At 62.8% G+C, this 17673-nt stretch carries 14 protein-coding genes; 9 read left to right on the forward strand and 5 right to left on the reverse strand.

Features of this window, described 5'->3' with window-relative positions; translation table 11 throughout:
* Positions 1–10 precede the first annotated feature (10 nt).
* Together DT068_RS09420 and DT068_RS09425 are read left to right on the forward strand one after the other, a co-directional pair.
* Positions 11–1402, forward strand: coding sequence for an NfeD family protein (locus DT068_RS09420; protein WP_119389558.1), 1392 nt, complete (start codon positions 11–13; stop codon positions 1400–1402).
* Complete coding sequence (locus DT068_RS09425; protein ID WP_119389559.1) at positions 1399–2163, forward strand: slipin family protein; 765 nt, start codon at positions 1399–1401, stop codon at positions 2161–2163. The genes DT068_RS09420 and DT068_RS09425 overlap by 4 nt, the downstream gene beginning before the upstream one ends.
* A 5-nt stretch (positions 2164–2168) precedes the next feature.
* On the opposite strand, the gene DT068_RS09430 is transcribed toward DT068_RS09425, so the two are convergent.
* Both DT068_RS09430 and DT068_RS09435 read right to left on the reverse strand, forming a co-directional pair.
* On the reverse strand, positions 2169–2852 hold the full coding sequence (locus tag DT068_RS09430) for a TerC family protein (RefSeq protein WP_119389560.1): 684 nt from the start codon (positions 2850–2852) through the stop codon (positions 2169–2171).
* Between the two features lie 266 nt (positions 2853–3118).
* The gene (locus DT068_RS09435; protein WP_119389561.1) at positions 3119–4723 is read right to left on the reverse strand and encodes a phytoene desaturase family protein; all 1605 of its coding nucleotides are present in this window, start codon (positions 4721–4723) and stop codon (positions 3119–3121) included.
* Positions 4724–4844: 121 nt separating this feature from the next.
* Between DT068_RS09435 and DT068_RS09440 the strand changes: the two genes are divergently transcribed.
* Together DT068_RS09440 and DT068_RS09445 are read left to right on the forward strand one after the other, a co-directional pair.
* Complete coding sequence (locus DT068_RS09440) at positions 4845–5321, forward strand: DUF992 domain-containing protein (RefSeq protein WP_119389562.1); 477 nt, start codon at positions 4845–4847, stop codon at positions 5319–5321.
* Between the two features lie 157 nt (positions 5322–5478).
* The gene (locus tag DT068_RS09445) at positions 5479–6354 is read left to right on the forward strand and encodes a hypothetical protein (protein WP_119389563.1); all 876 of its coding nucleotides are present in this window, start codon (positions 5479–5481) and stop codon (positions 6352–6354) included.
* A gap of 65 nt (positions 6355–6419) precedes the next feature.
* Here the strand turns inward: DT068_RS09445 and DT068_RS09450 are convergent, their stop codons facing one another.
* Positions 6420–8048 carry an outer membrane protein assembly factor BamB family protein gene (locus tag DT068_RS09450; RefSeq protein ID WP_162914099.1) on the reverse strand — a complete coding sequence of 543 codons (1629 nt, stop codon included), beginning with the start codon at positions 8046–8048 and terminating at the stop codon, positions 6420–6422.
* An 82-nt stretch (positions 8049–8130) separates the two neighbouring features.
* Between DT068_RS09450 and DT068_RS09455 the strand changes: the two genes are divergently transcribed.
* Positions 8131–9318, forward strand: a complete 1188-nt coding sequence (locus DT068_RS09455) for a nucleotide disphospho-sugar-binding domain-containing protein (protein ID WP_162914100.1) — start codon at positions 8131–8133, stop codon at positions 9316–9318.
* A gap of 101 nt (positions 9319–9419) precedes the next feature.
* Here the strand turns inward: DT068_RS09455 and DT068_RS09460 are convergent, their stop codons facing one another.
* Entirely contained in the window at positions 9420–10745 is a 1326-nt protein-coding gene (locus DT068_RS09460) for a phenylacetate--CoA ligase family protein (protein ID WP_119389566.1), read from the reverse strand.
* A gap of 149 nt (positions 10746–10894) precedes the next feature.
* Here DT068_RS09460 and DT068_RS09465 point away from each other — a divergent pair, with 149 nt between their 5' ends.
* A complete protein-coding gene (locus tag DT068_RS09465) occupies positions 10895–12955 on the forward strand; it encodes an elongation factor G (RefSeq protein WP_119389567.1) in 2061 nt (686 codons plus the stop codon).
* A gap of 31 nt (positions 12956–12986) precedes the next feature.
* Here DT068_RS09465 and DT068_RS09470 read toward each other — a convergent pair whose 3' ends face one another.
* Entirely contained in the window at positions 12987–13961 is a 975-nt protein-coding gene (locus DT068_RS09470) for a magnesium transporter (RefSeq protein ID WP_119389568.1), read from the reverse strand.
* Between the two features lie 260 nt (positions 13962–14221).
* Between DT068_RS09470 and DT068_RS09475 the strand changes: the two genes are divergently transcribed.
* The 3 genes from DT068_RS09475 to DT068_RS27960 all read left to right on the forward strand — a co-directional run bounded on the left by DT068_RS09475 (position 14222) and on the right by DT068_RS27960 (position 17612).
* Positions 14222–14998: a FecR family protein gene (locus DT068_RS09475; RefSeq protein WP_162914101.1), complete on the forward strand. Its 777-nt coding sequence runs from the start codon at positions 14222–14224 to the stop codon at positions 14996–14998.
* Between the two features lie 61 nt (positions 14999–15059).
* Positions 15060–17249: a CHASE2 domain-containing protein gene (locus tag DT068_RS09480; RefSeq protein ID WP_119389570.1), complete on the forward strand. Its 2190-nt coding sequence runs from the start codon at positions 15060–15062 to the stop codon at positions 17247–17249.
* 222 nt (positions 17250–17471) lie between these two features.
* Positions 17472–17612, forward strand: a complete 141-nt coding sequence (locus DT068_RS27960) for a hypothetical protein (RefSeq protein ID WP_162914102.1) — start codon at positions 17472–17474, stop codon at positions 17610–17612.
* The last annotated feature ends 61 nt before the right edge of the window (positions 17613–17673 follow it).

Here is a 17673-nt window from a genome sequence, read left to right on the forward strand (position 1 = left end):
ACCGTTGCGCATGGCTCTTTTTGCGGTCGCGTTGCTGGCCGCCGCGGTCGCCCAATTCTCTCCCGGAAGGGGCGAGGCGGGCGGTGAGGCGAGGACTGCGCTTCTCATCGAAATTGACGGCGCCATCGGTCCTGCCGCGGCCCGGCAGATTGAGGAAGGTCTCGCGGCGGCGGGCGGCAGAAACGCCGAGGTCGTCATCCTGCGCCTCAACACACCGGGCGGGCTTGCGACGAGCATGCGGGAGATCATTGCCGACATTCTCGCGTCTCCGGTCCCGGTCGTCGGCTACGTGGCCCCCTCCGGAGGCCATGCCGCGAGCGCCGGCACTTATATTCTCTATGCAACGCATGTGGCGGCCATGGCGCCCGGCACCAATCTCGGCGCCGCAACGCCGGTCGAGATCGGCATGCCCTTTTCGGAGCCGCCCGGCAATGGCGACAGGGACCCGGGCAACAAAGACGACAAGAGTCCAACCCAGCCGGAACCAACTCCCGACGCCATGCGGACGAAGGTGACGAATGACGCCGTCGCCCTCATCCGCAGTCTCGCGGAGCTGCATGGACGCAACGCCGATTGGGGCGAGAAAGCAGTGCGCGAAGGGGTGAGCCTGTCAGCCAATGCGGCGCTCGAGGCGCGCGTCATCGACCTCGTGGCGCGCGATACGAGCGATCTGCTGCAGGCGGTCGACGGCCGCAAGGTCGAGGTCGGTGGCAGCATGCGGGTTCTGGCGACAAAGGGATTGCCGGTCGAAACGCTCGAACCCGGCTGGCTCATCCGGTTCCTCTCGGTGATCACCGATCCCAATATCGCCGTGCTTCTCATGCTCATCGGCATCTACGGGCTCGTCTTCGAGTTCATGAGTCCCGGCGCCGTCGCTCCGGGCGTCATCGGCACCATAAGCCTCCTGCTCGGCCTCTATACGCTCAATCTCCTGCCTATCGACTATGCGGGTCTTGCCCTGATGCTGCTCGGCATCCTTTTCCTGATCGTCGAGGCCTTCTATCCGACGGTCGTCCTCGGGGTCGGCGGTCTCGCGGCATTTCTTCTCGGCGCCGTGATGCTGCTCAAGGTCGAAGCGCCGGGCTACCGGCTGTCCTGGACCATCATCGCCATCGCTGTGGCATTGCTCGCAGGCCTCCTGCTGGCGACCGGCCGCCATGTGTGGAGCGCGCGCAAGGGCCCGGCCCGGATGGGAGCGCAAGCGATGCCCGGCCTGCCCGCCGAAATCCTCGACTGGTCGGGCGGCGCCGGCCACGTCCTCGCGCAAGGCGAGCGCTGGCGGGCGCAGAGCGAGGAAAGCTTCGCGGCCGGGGAAAAGGCCGAGATCGAAAGCGTGAGAGGCCTCACCCTCATCGTGCGGCGCAAGCGGGCTCAAATTCAAAGCACAGGAGAGCTGCCATGATGCTCGATTATCTTGCCTATCTGGTGCTTGCCGTCATCGTGATCGCGTTCCTCATGTCGGCCATCCGCATCCTGCGGGAGTATGAGCGCGGCGTCGTCTTCACTCTCGGGCGCTTCAGCGGGGTGCGGGGGCCGGGCCTGATCATCCTCATTCCCCTCGTGCAGCAGATGGTCCGGGTCGATCTGCGCGTCGTGGTGGAGGATGTGCCGCCGCAGGACGTGATCTCGCGCGACAATGTTTCAGTCAAGGTGAATGCCGTCCTCTATTTCCGCATTGTCGATGCCGAGCGCGCCATCATCAAGGTCGAGAATTTCATGGCGGCGACCAGCCAGCTCGCCCAGACCACGCTGCGCTCCGTCCTCGGCAAGCACGAGCTCGACGAGATGCTGGCGGAGCGCGACCGGCTCAACAGCGACATCCAGGAGATCCTCGACCAGCAGACCGACGCGTGGGGCATCAAGGTGGCCAATGTCGAGATCAAGCATGTCGATCTCAACGAGAGCATGGTCAGAGCCATCGCCAAGCAGGCTGAGGCCGAGCGTCTGCGGCGCGCCAAGGTGATCAATGCGGAAGGCGAGCAGCAGGCGGCGGAAAAGCTGGTCGAGGCCGGCCGGATGCTGGCCAAGGAGCCGCAGGCCATGCAGCTGCGCTATTTCGCGGCGCTGCACGACATTGCCGGCGAGCGGTCATCGACGGTGGTGTTTCCGCTGCCCGTGGATCTGCTCGCGCATCTGAAGGCGGGCGGCGCCGAGGCGGCGTGACGCCATCAGGCTTCCGCGGCTTCCTCGCGCGATTTGAGCCAGTAACCTATGGCGACGACAAGAACCGCGCCGATGGCGGCTGCGACATAGACCATGGTTGAATGCGGCTCGATGCCGAAACGGCCCGCCACGGCGGGGTCGGTGGCGATCATCTCGCCGGCGATCCAGCCGAGAAGGGCGGCACCCGCCCAGACGATGATCGGGAATTTCTCGATCATCTTCATGATGAGCTGCGAGCCGATCATGATGAGCGGAATGGAGAGCGCGAGGCCGAAGCCGAACAGCCAGGGATCGCCCTTGGAGACGGCGGCGATGGCGACGACATTGTCCAGGCTCATCACCGCGTCGGCCACGGCAATGGTCCACACCGCCTTGTAAAGCTTGTCGGAGGCGGCGATGCTCTTCTCTTCGGCTTCCTCGCCCCTGGCCAGCTTCACCGCGATCCAGACGAGCAGCAGGCCGCCGGCCACCTTGAGGAACGGGATGACGAGCAGGTGGGAAATGACCGCCGCGAAGATGATGCGCAGAAGGATGGCCATTCCGGCGCCGAGAATGATGCCCCATTTGCGCAGATGCGGCGGCAGGGACCGGCAGGCCAGCGCGATGACGACGGCATTGTCGCCCGAAAGCAGGAGGTCGATCCAGATGATCTGGAGGACGGCGACGGAGCTGGCCAGCAAGTAATCCATGACAAAGCGGATATGAGGGAATTCCGCGCAGATTCCAAGAGCTAAAGCGTGATGGCTTCAGATGGAATCGCCATCACGCTTCAGCTTTTTGTTTGCGCATGATTTTCCCGGAAAACCGGCATCCACTTTTCCGGATCATGCTTTAGCTTTTTGTTTGCGCATGATTTTCCCGGAAAACCGGTGTCCACTTTTCCGGATCATGCTTTAGCTTTTAGTCTGCGCATGATTTCCCCGGAAAACCGGTGTCCACCTTTTCCGGATCATGCTCAGGCGAGCCGCAAGCGAAAATCCCGGGCGACGGCGCGGGCCGCATTGTGGCCGGGGGCTCCGGTCACGCCGCCGCCCGGATGGGTGCCCGAGCCGCACATATAGAGTCCGCGCAGCGGACTGCGATAGTCGGCATAGCCCAGCATGGGACGGGCCGAGAAGAGCTGGTCGAGCGACAGGGCGCCATGAAAAATGTCGCCACCGACAAGGCCGAAAGTGCGCTCGAGGTCGAGCGGCGAATTGATCTGGCGGCCGACGACGCTCCTGGCGAAGCCCGGTGCGTAGCCGTCCACCGTCCTGATCATGAGATCGGCGACCTCGTCGCGATGATCGTCCCACGAAGCGCCGTCGGGGAGCTCGGGCGCCACATGCTGGCAGAACAGGCTCGCGACATGGGCGCCTTTGGGGGCGAGCGAGGGATCGAGCGTGGACGGAATGAGCATCTCGACGATCGGCTTGCGGCTCCATCCGAATTCGCGCGCGTCGTGATAGGCGCGGTCCATATAGCTGAGGGTGGGGGCGATGATGATGCCGGACGTATGGTGGTCGCCGATCGCACGCCCCGGCAGGCAGGTGAAGGAGGGCAGCTCGGACAGCGCCACATTCATCCGGAAGGTGCCGGAGCCGCATTTCCATCTCCGGATGCGGGCGAGGAAATCGGCGGGCAGCGCATCGGCGGGCACCAGGCTGGCGAACAGGAGCCTGGGGTTCAGATTGGAGACGACACCCCTGGCCCTGAGGCTGCGGCCGTCGGCCAGGGCGACGCCCTGGGCGCGGTTCCTTTCGACGATGATTTCCCTGACGGCGGCGCCGGTCTCGATCTCGACGCCTTTGGCGCGGCAGGCCTCGGCCATCGCCTGGGTGATGGCGCCCATGCCGCCCAGCGCGTGGCCCCAGACGCCTTTCTTGCCGTTAACCTCGCCAAAGCAATGATGCAGCTGGACATAGGCGGTGCCCGGCGTCTTCGGGCTGGCGAAGGCGCCGACGATGGAATCGAAGCCGAAGACCGCTTTCACATGGTCGGACTCGAACCAGCCGTCGAGAAAGTCGGCCGCCGACTGGGTGAAGAGATCGAACAGCACCCGCTTGCGGGCAAGCGGTAGCCGGCCCAGCCGGCGCGCCAGGCCTCCCGCCTTGACGAGCTCCGGCCAGCCCGCGATGAGCCCGCCCTCGACCAGGTTGGGCGGGGCTTTCAGGACGAGATCGCGCAGCACGTCGGCGATGGCGTCGATCGCCTCGGAATAGCGCGGATAGGCGGCGGCGTCCGCGGCGGAAAACTTCGCGATCTCGGCCTCGGTGCGGCCGGGCCCGGTCAGCAGATAGCGGCCATCCGGATGCGGCAGGAAATTGGAGGCGCGGCGCTCGACCACGGTTAATCCGTAGGCGGAGAGATTCATGTCCGCGATCACCTTGGGATTGAGCAGGCTCACCGTGTAGGCGGCGACCGAATTGCGGAAGCCCGGATGGAATTCTTCCGTCACGGCGGCACCGCCCACCACATCGCGCTTTTCCACCAGCTTGACTTTCAGCCCGGCAGAAGCGAGGTAGAATGCGCAAACCAGGCCATTATGTCCCGCACCGACAATAAGAATATCCGTCGTCATTCAATGCATCTCCTGATCACTGTCTTTGCCCATGCGCCTGGCGCGGCGTCAATGGCGGGTCGCATTGCAGACACATTCGGCGCTAGGATTCGGCCGGCTACCAACAAAAGGAAAATACAAAATGCGTAAACTCGCTTTGGCCGCCGCCGCCGTGGCAGCGCTCGGCCTCTCCGCGCCAGCGGCAGATGCGAAAACAGGGGTGAAGATCGGGGTGCTGACCTGCGAGATCGAAGGCGGCGTCGGCTTGATTCTGGTGTCATCGAAGAAGGTCAATTGCGTCTATCAGCCCTCGAGCGGTGGGCGGCCGGAGCGCTATGAGGGGCGGATCCGCAAGCTCGGCGTCGATATCGGCGTGACGAATCAAGCCATTCTCGCCTGGGCGGTGTTCGCGCCAGGCAAGACCAAGCGTGGCGCCCTGGAAGGGACCTATGTCGGCGCCACGGCGGAAGCCACGGTCGTTGCCGGCCTTGGCGCCAATGTCCTGATCGGGGGATTCAAGAAAACCATTTCCCTGCAACCGCTTAGCGTCCAGGTTCAGACCGGTCTCAATGTCGCGGCCGGGGTTGCCGGGCTTTATCTGGATTTCGTGAGACGTTAAGCCTGACGCGACGCCAAACTGTTGCTTAATTGCCGCAATCGCCAAAAAAGACGGGGTTGCGGCAATTTTCGTTTGTCACAGGCTGTTACCTGCGGGTAACCTCTAGCCACGGCAGGGCGACTCCGTAATTTCGGGTCAGTTAGCTAGAGGCAGGGGAATGATCAGGAAAAGAGCATGGCTCACCGGAGCCGCGATTTCGGGCACGCTGGCGATCACGGGATTCGGGGGATCGGTGCTGGCCGCCGATGTCGTCGCAGAACCTGGCTGCACGCCGGCCGTTTCGGGCTTCAATGGCAAGCTTGAAGGCGGCGGCGGCTATTCCGATACTGATGAGATCAGCGGCGATGTCGCCTGGGAGGCCGGCGGCTCGCTCAGCTTCCCGCTGGGCTGCATGCTGGGCCTTCAGCTCGATGCGGGCGCCAATGAACGCTATGATAACACCCAGTTCGGCGGCATCGCCCATCTCTTCATGCGCGACCCCGAGAGCTATCTCCTCGGTGTCACCGGTGGTGTGATCGATGGCGACGACGCCACGCTCTATCCGGTCGGTCCGGAAGCCGAATTGTATCTCGGCAATTTCACCCTGGAAGCCTGGGGCGGCTATCTTTACGTCGACGGGGACGATGACAGCTTCGATACCGGCTTCGTCATTGCCGATGCGGCCTTCTACCTGACCGACGACTTCCGCGTGTCGATCGGCGGCAAGATTGTCGACGATTTCGAGGCGCTGCGCGCCGGTTTCGAATACCAGTTCAGCGGCTCGCCGATGTCGCTTTACGCCAATGCCGAATATGGCGACGACGAGGCCTTCAACATCCTCGGCGGTCTCAAATTCTACTTCGGCGGCGAAGACAAGAGCCTGATCCGCCGTCACCGCGAAGACGATCCGCGCAACCGCACCCTCGACCTGTTCGCGTCGGGCGTCGGCAAGTCGGGCGACAATGGCGGCTATGGCGAAGGAACGACCGAAGGTTCCGACGGTTCCGATGGCACCGAAGGCACCGACGGTGAAGAGGTGCCGGCACTGAACTGATCCATCTTACTCAGGAGAAGGGCCGCAGAGTTCTGCGGCTCTTTTCTTTTGAGCACCAGACCCAGCTAAACGCGCTCGAAGCAGTAGAGTTCGTTGACAGAGGTCGGAATGAAGATCCGCTGCCCGCCATTGGTTTCGGCGATGGCGTTGGTGATCGCATCGGGGAGCTGCAAATAGCCAGTCACCTGAAGCGAGATCGGGTCCAACTCACGATAAGTGCCGCCCGTATTGCCGAAGGCCACTTTCCCCGCGACCAGGCGTGGTGAGGAATAGACGCGGGCACGGCAATCCATCTTCTTGACCAAGCTCATCGTCTCTAGATCGATGACATAGAGATGGCGGTCGCCTGAGCCGCAGAATATCCGCCCGTGGGTGATGAGCGGGGTCGTATAGCAAATATCGTCGGTCTTGAATTTCTCCACCAGCTCACCGGTTGCCGCCTTCACGACATAGATATATCCGTCGAAAGACGCAGCGACCGCGAGCCCGCGCTCCATATCCAGGGCGGGCGGATATTTCGTCGATCGATCGGTGTAGAACTCCCACACCTTCTCGCCGGTCGCGGGATTGAGGGCGAGGATGGAATGATCGGCCGATCCACAAATGGCAAGATCATCGGCGGGCCAGTAGGAGGCCGAGCCATGCTGATAGGCCCGCATGGGAAATTCCCACAGCTTCTCGCCGGTAGCGAGCGACAGGCCCGCCATCGAACCGGGCATCCGTCGTTTTTCATATTCGGTGCCAACGATCAGGACACCGTGCCGCTCGACCACCAGGGGAGACGAGCCGACCCAATCGCATATTATGCTTTGCCAGATCTCCGCACCGGTTCGGGCGTCCAGGCAATAGACGATGCCATTGTAGGCGCCAAAATAAAGCCGGCCCTGATGGAGTGCGGCAGACGACCAGATGCCCTTGTGCATCGCGCCCTTTGCCTGATAGGACCAGTTCTCCTTGCCGCTATCGAGGTCGACCGAAACAAATGCTGCGGCGTCGGTGCCGAGGCAGATGCTGTTGCCGAAAATGACCGGCGTCGACTTGGGTACGACATGGAATGGCGCGAGAGTTTCCGCGGCATAACGCCAGACGAACTCGAATTTCTGTTGCGGCGGCGCGGGGTCCTTTTTCCGGATCGTCAGATTGAGATCGGAAAGGGTGAAGAGTGCGTTGACCTTGATGTTGTGCAGTTTCCGCCAAGCCATTCCTTTGGCGGACTGGAAATCCACGACGACAAATATTTCGTCGACCTTGCGGCCCGAGCGTTCGAGGGCAACGCGCGCCTTCTCCAGACTGCCGCCGGTGTTCATGCTGTCATCGACGAGAATGACGGGCCGGTCGTTCAGCTCCCCTTCGATCTGCTGTTGCGTGCCATAGGTCTTCCGTTCCTTGCGCACCATGAATCCATTCAGTTCATGACCCCGTTCGTGACCGGCTTGCAGGATTGCGGTGAGGAGGGGGATCGCAGCGACTTCCATGCCGCCGATCTGGACCGGGCCTCCCGGGGCATGGCGCTCCCAGAACTGCCTGACGATCTCGCCCAGATATTCGGGCCGCATGAATACCCGGCGCATGTCAATGAACCACGCGAAGGGGGTGCCGCTCGGGGACACAATTCCCGGTCCGCGCTGAACGCCGAATTCCTCGATAAAGGCGCGCAGGTCCAGTGACGGTGCTTTGCTTTTCTTCTTCAGCATGAACAATTCCGGCTTGAATGAATCCTCGAAAATGCGATGGTTCCCGCTCTTACGCTGATTATCAAGGGCAAAATCACAAATCATGCGGCGCGCCAAACGGATTCTGATGTGTTGGGAGTTCGGCAGCGGCAACGGCCATGTCAGGCAGCTCAAGCTCATCGGAGAAAGACTGCAGAAGCAGGGTTTTGATGTCACCTACGCGCTGCGCCGGCCCGATGCGGGCGAGGCCGTCGGCATTCCGGCGGGGGCCATAAGGCAGGCCCCGAACTGGCCCTTGAAATCCCCGCCTGCCGAAGACCGCAAACCCATGACCAGCGCCACCTACGGCGACTATCTCGCGCAGTTGATGCTCGGCCCGCGCGATGACCTGTCAGAGCGTCTGCAAAAATGGAGCTCGCTCATCGAGGCCGAGCACCCCGATCTCATCATTGCCGACTACGCGCCGAGCGTATCGTTGCTGTTCTATGGACGAATACCGATTGTTGCGGTCGGCAACGGCTATGTCCTGCCGCCGACGTCGCTCCCCTCATTCCCGCGACTGATCGATGATGTTCCGATCCAGTATGAGGAGAGTGACGTCGTGGGCCGCGTCAACAAAATACTGCATCGCTACCACAAGAAGCCGATATCGCATTTTCCGCAGATCAATCGGGCCGATCGTCCCTACCTGCTCACGCTTCCCTGCATCGATCCCTATCGTGAGCATCGTGAGGGCAATTGGCTGGGCACTCCCGATACCAGGGAGATCGTCCTGGCGATGCGACCGGAAATGCGGGTTTTTGCCTACTTCCAGGAACAGCAGCAGACCGATGTGCGACTTGTCGAAGGTCTTGTGCGGGCGGGCCTGCCTGGCAAGGCCATTTTCTCGTTGCCCCTGCGGCGGACCATAAAGCTGCTCGAGCCTGCCGGCATCAGCGTGCCGGATGGCCTGGCCTATCTTCCGATCGAATTGCTGAGCTGCAGGGTCATCGTGCATGCGGGGAGTTCCGGCATGGCGATGGCCGGTATCGCCGCCGGCATTCCGCAGGTCATGATCAAGACAGATATCGAGAAGACACTGGTGGCCCAGTCGATCGCCGCCCGCAATGCCGGCACCGTCCTGAGCTGGAGCACTTTCGAGATGCTCGACCTTGCCGTGGCGGTCAGGGCGGCGGCAGAAAGCCAGGCAATGCAAAAGGCGGCGCGCGATCTGTCGCTGGAGAACACGCGCTACCTGCAAATCGATCCTGTCACCGAAATTGCCAAGGGCGTCGTGGACCTGCTCAGCTAGAGCCTGATGGCTTTTCGTCGAGTCGCCATCACGCTCCAGCTTTTTGTTTGCGCATGATGCTTCCGGAAAACCGGTATCCACTTTTCCGGATCATGCTGTAGCTAGGTATCAGGCGGCGCATGCTCGTTGACGAATTCGATGTATTTTTGTCCGGGTTTGAGCGGTGGCGAATCGAAGCGCTTGTGAACGATGTCGATATCCTTGCCACCCATCGATGTACGGAAGGCATGGCGCGAGTGTTCCAGATCTGCCTCGCTGAGATTTGCCGGAGAGACAAATCTCACTTCGACCCTGTTCAATCCGGTCTGTGCGATCTGGTACCAGCTGGCACGAAGGTGAGCGCCCACAATTTCAGTCGTGACATGCCCGGAGGGCATGAACCGACCGCCCTCGCCAAACTGAAACAAATGTCGAATGCGCCCTGATACCGGACCGAGCACCGGCAACTGAAGTCCACAGTCACATGATTCAGCCAATGCCGCGAGGTCGCCTTGCTCGTAGCGAATAAGAGGCTGCGCGGCGTTGTGCAAGACCGTCACGATGACGCGACCCTGGACGCCTGGCGGACAAGGACTACCGTCGTCATCGACTATCTCCACCCTTACGAGCTCGGAATTGATGTGAAGCGCTCCTTTTCTGCACTGCATGGCAATCGGACCGCATTCCTCCGAGCCGTAGACTTCGATGATCGGAACGTCCAGTCTCTCCTGGACCACGCGACGGTATTCCGGCCTGGCCTGCATGCCGAAGCTTATGGTGGCACCAAGTTTGATCTGCTTGCCCTGACGAACGCTCTCCTCGGCTACAGCTGCCAGGGTGACGGGCATTGCCGTGAAGTAGGCGGCGCCCGTACGGTTCAGCCACTCGACCAGCCTGTCGACCGGCGTGATGACTTCGATGACGTGACGCAGGCCGCGATGCGAAACCCAGTATGGTCCCCATGGCTTGAAAACCCGCCCGTCCGGCCAGACGGATTTGCCGGGATCCTGCCCCAGGGCCAAGGCCATTGGCTTGGACCAGTCAAGCTCATGCCAACTGTGCAGTCGCCAGCGCGCGACGTTGCGCGCGATGTCGGCAAGGCGCGTGGCTGTGACGGTTATGGGGACGCCGCTTGTGCCTGAAGTAGAAACTTGCGTCAGACGTCCGTGAACCTGCGGGATGGCGCTGGACGTCATTTCTGCCTGCCGTGAGCGTACATCCGACCTTGTGAGGACAGGGACCTCATGCCAGCGATCCCAATCCACCCGGCCACTCTGCAGGAGCACCTTGGACAGCCGGTCGCGGTAAAAGGAGGTGGTGTGCGCGGCGTGATGGAGAAGCTGGGACAATTGCTGGCGCTGATAGGCCTCAATGTCTTGCCGCGACAGCCACTGGGTATACATCAAGGTGTCGTAAAACAGGCGGGCGGCTTCCCGTTCGGTCGGCATGTCCCAAGATAACACGGGGACTTACGATTGCCACTTGTCACAATCGCAAATCGGCGCAAGCATAGGGTTCGAGGAGCCGCCCCGACGGGGTTTCCTCGCAAGATGGGCGGTCCCCGGACGGCATTGACGCAGCCAAAGGGAGGTCCCGAATGACCAGCACAGCAAATGGCAGAGAACGACAGGGTCCGCGGTGCATCGCACTCGTGGGACCCTATCTGAGCGGCAAGACCACGCTTCTGGAAGCCATATTGTTCCGGCTTGGCGCCATTGCGCGCCAGGGGAAAGTCGCCGAGAAGACGACGGTCGGCGATGCGGCGCCGGAAGCGCGTGCCCACGGCATGAGCGTCGAGCTCAATGCCGCCACCGTCCAGTTCATGGGCGAGAGCTTCACCTTTGTGGATTGCCCCGGCTCGATCGAATTCGGCCAGGAAGCGCGCGCGGCGCTCATGGGATGCGACGCCGCCGTCGTCGTCTGCGAGCCCGACGACAAGAAGGTGCCCGCCTTGCAGCTGATCCTCAAGCAGCTCGATGACCTCAAGATTCCCCGTTTCATCTTCATCAACAAGATCGACCGCACCGAAAGCCGGCTGCGCGACGTGCTGAGCTACCTGCAGCCGGCGAGCGTCACACCCTTGCTGCTGCGCCAGGTGCCGATCTGGAAGGACGATATCGTGCGCGGCTTCGTCGATCTGGCGCTCGAGCGCGCCTTCGTCTACCGCGAGAATGCACCGAGCGAAGTCGTCGACATGCCTTCCGACATGCTTGACCGCGAGAAGGAGGCGCGCTTCGCGATGCTGGAGAAGCTCGCCGACTATGACGATGCGCTTATGGAGGAGCTGCTTTCGGACATCGAGCCGCCGCGCGATCGCGTGTTCAACGACTTGACGCGCGAATTGTCGGAAGGCCTGATCACGCCGGTCCTGTTCGGCTCGGCCGAGAACGGCAATGGCATATTCCGCCTGATGAAGGCATTGCGGCACGAGGCGCCGGGGGTCGCGGCGACGGCCAAGCGGCTCGGGCTCGCCGCGAACGGCTCCGCCGTGCTGCAGATTCTCAAGACCTTCCATACCGCCCATGGCGGCAAGCTGTCCTTGTCGCGCGTTCTTGCCGGCGCCATCGCTGACAGCGCCACGGTCTATGGCGGCAAGGGCCAGGAGGCGCGGATCGCCGGCCTGTTCACACTGATGGGATCGACCCCGCAGAAGATCGGCAAGGCGGAGACGGGCGAGACGGTGGCGCTCGGCAAGCTCGACAACATGGCAACCGGCGAGACGATCTCGGCCGCCAAGGGGACGGTGAAGCAGCTGGCGAAGCTCGATGTGGCGCCCGGCGTCTACGGGCTCGCCATCTCGGTCGCCGACCGCAAGGACGAGGTGAAGCTCACCAGCTCCGTCGCCAAGCTCATCGAGGAAGATCCCTCGCTGTCGCTCGAGCAGAACCAGAGCACGCATGAGATGGTGCTGTGGGGGCAGGGCGAGATGCATCTGCGCGTCGCGCTCGAAAGGCTCATGGGAAAATTCGGCGTTCAGGCCAATGCGCGACCGCGCCGGATCGACTATCGCGAGACGATCCGCAAGCCGGTGCAGATCCGCGGCCGCCACAAGAAGCAGTCGGGCGGGCACGGCCAGTATGGCGATATCGTCGTCGAGATCAAACCGGTGCCGCGGGGCTCAGGCTTCACCTTCACCGACACGATCACCGGCGGGGTCGTTCCCAAGCAGTATATTCCGGCGGTGGAAACCGGCATACGTGACTGGATGGGGCAGGGTCCGCTCGGCTTTCCGGTGGTCGACTTCACCGTCAATCTGTCGGACGGCTCCTATCATGACGTCGACTCCTCCGAAATGGCGTTCAAGACGGCGGCGCGCATCGCCATGAGCGAAGGCATGCCGCAATGCTCGCCGGTGCTGCTCGAGCCCATCGTGGCGGTCGAGGTGCATGTGCCGAGCGAGGCGACATCGCGCGTCAACCAGATCGTCTCCGGCCATCGCGGCCAGCTTCTGGGCTTCGACGGCCGCGAGGGCTGGCCCGGCTGGGACACGGTCAAGGCGCATATGCCGGAAAGCGAGATCGGTTCGCTCATCATCGAACTGCGATCGGCGACCGCCGGCGTCGGCACCTTCGTGTTCAAGCACGATCATATGTCGGAGCTGACGGGCCGCCAGGCCGATCAGGTGGTCACCAACCGCAAGGCGACGCTCGCCGCTTAGCGACGAAGCCCTGTCGAGATACTGGTCGCGATCAAGTGAGATAGCCGATCAGCATGGACGCCAGCATCAGCATGGAGCCCATGCTGACGATATCGGTGATCGTCGTCAGGATGATGCTGGAGGCGGTGGCGGGGTCGGCGCCCATCTTCTTGAGCACGACCGGCACCGAGGCGCCGCACAGGCCGCTGACCAGGACGGAGAGGATGGTGGCGATGAAGACGATCAGGGCCAGCCATTCGGGTCCCGTGTCGCCTGCCAATGCGGCCACGATGTAGATGACGGCACCCACGACGATGCCGGTCAGGACGCCGTGGACGAGACCGAGGCGGATCTCCTTCCACAGGGCGGCCGAATAGAAATCGGTGGTGCCCGAGCGCTCCAGCGTCCGCAAGGTGATGGCGAGCGCCTGGGCGCCGGTATTGCCCGACTGGCCGGCGAGAACCGGCAGGAAGGCGGCAAGAAGGACGACGCGGTCGATCGTGTCCTGGTAGTGGCCGACCACCAGGCCGGCGGCAAAGGCGGTGACGAGATTGATCATCAGCCAGGGCAGGCGCGACCTGATCGAGGCCAGGAAGGGCGTCGCCACGGTCTCGCCCTCGTCGACACCCACCATTCGGCCAGGGGTCGCCGCGAGGCGCGCTTCCTCGATCTCATGCAGGCGCGCGGCGCGCACCACGCCCCGCAACCTGCCGTTGCGGGCGATGACCGGATATTCCGGGATCTCCATGCCCTTGATGCGGTTCAAGGCATCATGCACGTCGGCGCCTTGCGGCAGAGCCAGGACTTTCGTCAGCATGACCTCGGCGATCTTCGCCTTGGCATCCGCCAGGATCAGGTCGCGCATCACGCACAGGCCGACCAGGCGCCCCCTTCTGTCGGCGACCATCGGATAGGTATAGATGCGCTCGCGGGGGATGGCCCTGATGGCGGCAATCGCCTGGGCAACGGTGTTTTCCGGCGCCAGAACCAGAACCGGCTCCTGCATCATGTCTTTTACGGTCGTCATGTTCTTTGGAGAGTCCTCAACTGGGCCGCTCAACGGGCGTGGCGGATATCCGCGCCGCGCCGCTTTTGTCCTGATATTTCCGAAGGTTCGGGGAAACTACCTGCTGTCCATGCTGCTGTAGAGCAAGATGCTCGGGAGGGGCAAGCCGGGATCATAGGCAGCCCGGGATGGCTCTGCGACTCCCCAAAAAGGGGAGTGCCTTGTAGTTTACTTTTCGTTAGAGCAGAATGCGCACGAGGGGTCTACCTAGGAATCGATTGATGACAAATGCACTACGACTCGCTGGGGCGGGCGTTATCTGCCTTTATGCCCTGACGACCCCGCTTCAGGCCGCCACTCCGATCGGAAAGGTCTTTGCCAAGTCAGGCTCTCCCTCTGCTTCCGGACCGGGCGGCAATCGCGCGCTGGCGGCCGGAGCCCCGATCTATGAAGACGACAGGATCGTCACCGGCGGCGGCAATGTCCAGATCATCTTCGTCGATGATACGAAGCTGGTCGTGGGGCCGAATTCGACCCTGGTGATCGACCGTTTCCTCATGCGCGGCGGCAGCAGGGCGCAGAAATTCTCGGTTGCGGCGTTGCGGGGCACCTTCCGGTTCATCAGCGGACGCAGCGCCAAGAACGCCTATGACATCCAGACCGCCAATGCGACCATCGGCATCCGCGGGACGGCCTTCGACTTCTCATCGGGCCGGGCGACCCTGGTGGCCGTGCATGCCGGGCGGGTGAGGCTGTGCGCCTATGGCCAGTGCGAATCGGTGGACGACCGCTGCGGGGTGGGGCGTGCCGCAGACAATGACGTGGACGAGCTCGGCGGCAAGGCGAAGGGGCGGGCGGTCCGCAGCCTGCCTTACATCCTCAACCAGGGGCCCCTGGCGCAGCCCTTCCGCGTCAACACGTCGTCCTGCCGGTCGGTGGCGACATTATTCCAGAACTTCTTCGGTGGCGGCTCGCAAGGGGGTAATGGGCCGGGGTCGGGCGGCGCCGAGAGGGGCTCTCCCCCCGACAACAGCGGCCCGCCGAACGAAGGAAGCTAGTACGACTCAACCCCAGTCCACTATGCTTACCCGGCATGCCAAATGTCGATGGATGTAGGATGTGACCGGGGCCGGAGCGCGCAAGACCTGGGCGGGCCTCGCGACGGGCATTGCCATTCTCATCGGCCTGACGTTCCTGCGCGGCTATGACCCGCCGCTGCTCCAGTATATGCGCAATGCCGGCTTCGATCAGCTGCAGCGACTCTGGCCGCGTGAGAAGCAGGATCTTCCGGTACGCATCGTCGACATCGACGAGGCGTCCCTGGCCAGGCTCGGGCAGTGGCCGTGGTCGCGCAAGCAGCTGGCCGGGCTGATCGACGAGCTCGGCACGCTGGGGGCCGCGGCAGTCGCCTTCGACATCGTGTTTCCGGAGCCGGACCGCCTGTCGCCGAGCCGGTTTGCCGAGGATCCCGATCTCATCGCCAGCCTGAGCCCCGCGGCGCGGGAAGAAATCGCGACGTCATTTCCCAACAACGACGATCTGTTTGCGCAGGCGATCCAGGGCAAGCCGGTCATTCTCGCTTTCTCCAACGCGCCGGGCAATGTGCGCAAGACGCCGCCGCGGACTGCGGGCTTCGCCCAGACGGGGCTCGATGCCAGCAAGGCGCCGCCCCTCATTCAGAGCGTTGCCGCCAATATCGACAAGCTGGAAGCGGCGGCGGCAGGATTTGGCGGAATCAATCTCGATCTGGCGCGCGAGCAGGGCATAGCCCGCCGCGTGCCGATGCTGTGGACCGACGGCAGCCCCGCCGGCTTCTATCCAAGCCTGCCGCTTGAAGCCCTCAGAGTGGCGCAGGGCGCACAGACGATCGTCGTCAATGCTTCCGAGGTGACGGAAAATGCCATCGAGAGCATCAGGGTCGGTGATTTCGAAGTGCCGGTGGCGGAGGATTCGAGCTTCACGGTGCGCTATCGGCGTGACGCTCCGGACATCTATGTTTCCGCCTATCGCCTCATTTCGGGAGCCGAACGCGAAGCCCTGGCGCCGCTCATCAACGGCAATATCGTCTTCGTCGGCACTTCCGCCGCCGGACTGCTCGATGTGCGCACGACGAGCCTGGGCGAGACCGTGCCCGGCGTCCTCATTCATGCCCAGGTCATCGAGCAGATACTGAGGGGCGAGTATCTCATGCGTCCGCAGTGGGTCGGCGGCGCCGAGTTGCTGGCCTTTGTCGCGCTCGGGCTGGTGCTCGTCGCCATCATCATGTATTCGACGCCGCTCGTCGCGACGGCGGCCGGCGTCGTCGCGGTAGGAGCCCTCGGCTTTGCCTCGGCCTATGCCTTCCGGTCGCTCGGCATACTGATCGATGCCACGTTCCCCATCCTCGGCATCATCCTCACCTTCCTGTCGACGCTGGCTTTCCGTCTGCTCGTCACCGACAGCGACCGGCGCATGCTGCGCAATGCTTTCGGGCATTTTGTTTCGCCGGATGTCCTGCATGAAATCGAACAGCATGCGGACGCCCTGGCACTGGGCGGCGAGGTCAAGGACATCACCGTCCTTTTCGTCGACATCCGCGGCTTCACGAGCCTGAGCGAGAAACTGCCGCCCGACAACCTCGTGTCGCTGATCAACACCCTGCTCGACAGGTGGAGCTCGGCGATCATCGCCACCGGCGGCACGATCGACAAATTCATCGGCGATTCGATCATGGCCTTCTGGAATGCGCCCCTGACGAAGGCCGATCACCAGTACCACGCCGCCCTGGCGGGGCTCGGCATCCGCAAGGCGACCGCCGACCTCAATGCCGAGGAGGCGTTCGGGAACATATTGAAGGAACGCGGGCGATGGCCGTTGCAATGCGGCGTCGGCATGTGCACGGGGCCGGCCTGCGTGGGCAATATGGGATCGCAGACGCGCTTCGATTATTCGGCGGTGGGCGAGACGGTCAATATCGCCGCCCGCACCGAGACGGCCAGCAAGCGCGCGAATTTCGACATCGTGATCGCCGGCGACCTTGATGCCGCGACGCGACGGCTTGCCATTCTGCCGGCGGGGCATGTCGCAATGGCGGGCCGGTCCAGCGATATGCAGATATGGGCGGTGGCCGGCGATGAGAAGATGGCGCAATCGCCGGTTTTCGCGGAATTGCGCAGCCTGCACGACAAGCTTGTGGACGACCTCGCCAACAAGCGCGACGACAAGTTCGACGACAATGTGCGAAAATGTTCGACCCTGTCCGAGCAGATCGAGCCGCGGCTGATGAATTTCTACGCGGCCATAGCGGGCCGCAAAAGCGATTTCGCCTAGTGGTTGGTGCCCATGCGTAAAAATCTATGCTTTGCACAAAGGGAATCTGAACAGAAACCGTCAATTCCAGTGGGTGTGTGATTGACGATCCCATAAAGTTGAATTAACAGCGAATATTCGAGTTAAACGGGAGAGGGGGCTGTCCCGATGGCAGATACAGAAGTCGTTTCCATCACCTGTCCGCATTGCGGAAGTACCACTTCCAAAACGATGCCCTGGGCGATGACGCACTTCACCACAAGATGCAATGATTGCCGGAAGGCCTATCTCATCGATCGCGCCTATCTTCTGCGGGCGGTTCAGCGCCTCGACAGCGCGGTCGCGGCGCTTTCGCGCGGATCGCGCGGGAGCCCGCCCAAGTGATCCGGTAGCCGCGGGGCTGTGGCGGATCTGACACGGCAATCGCCGGGTTTGCGCATCGCAA

Source organism: Taklimakanibacter lacteus, assembly GCA_003576695.1.
GTDB classification, from domain to species: domain Bacteria; phylum Pseudomonadota; class Alphaproteobacteria; order Rhizobiales; family Aestuariivirgaceae; genus Taklimakanibacter; species Taklimakanibacter lacteus.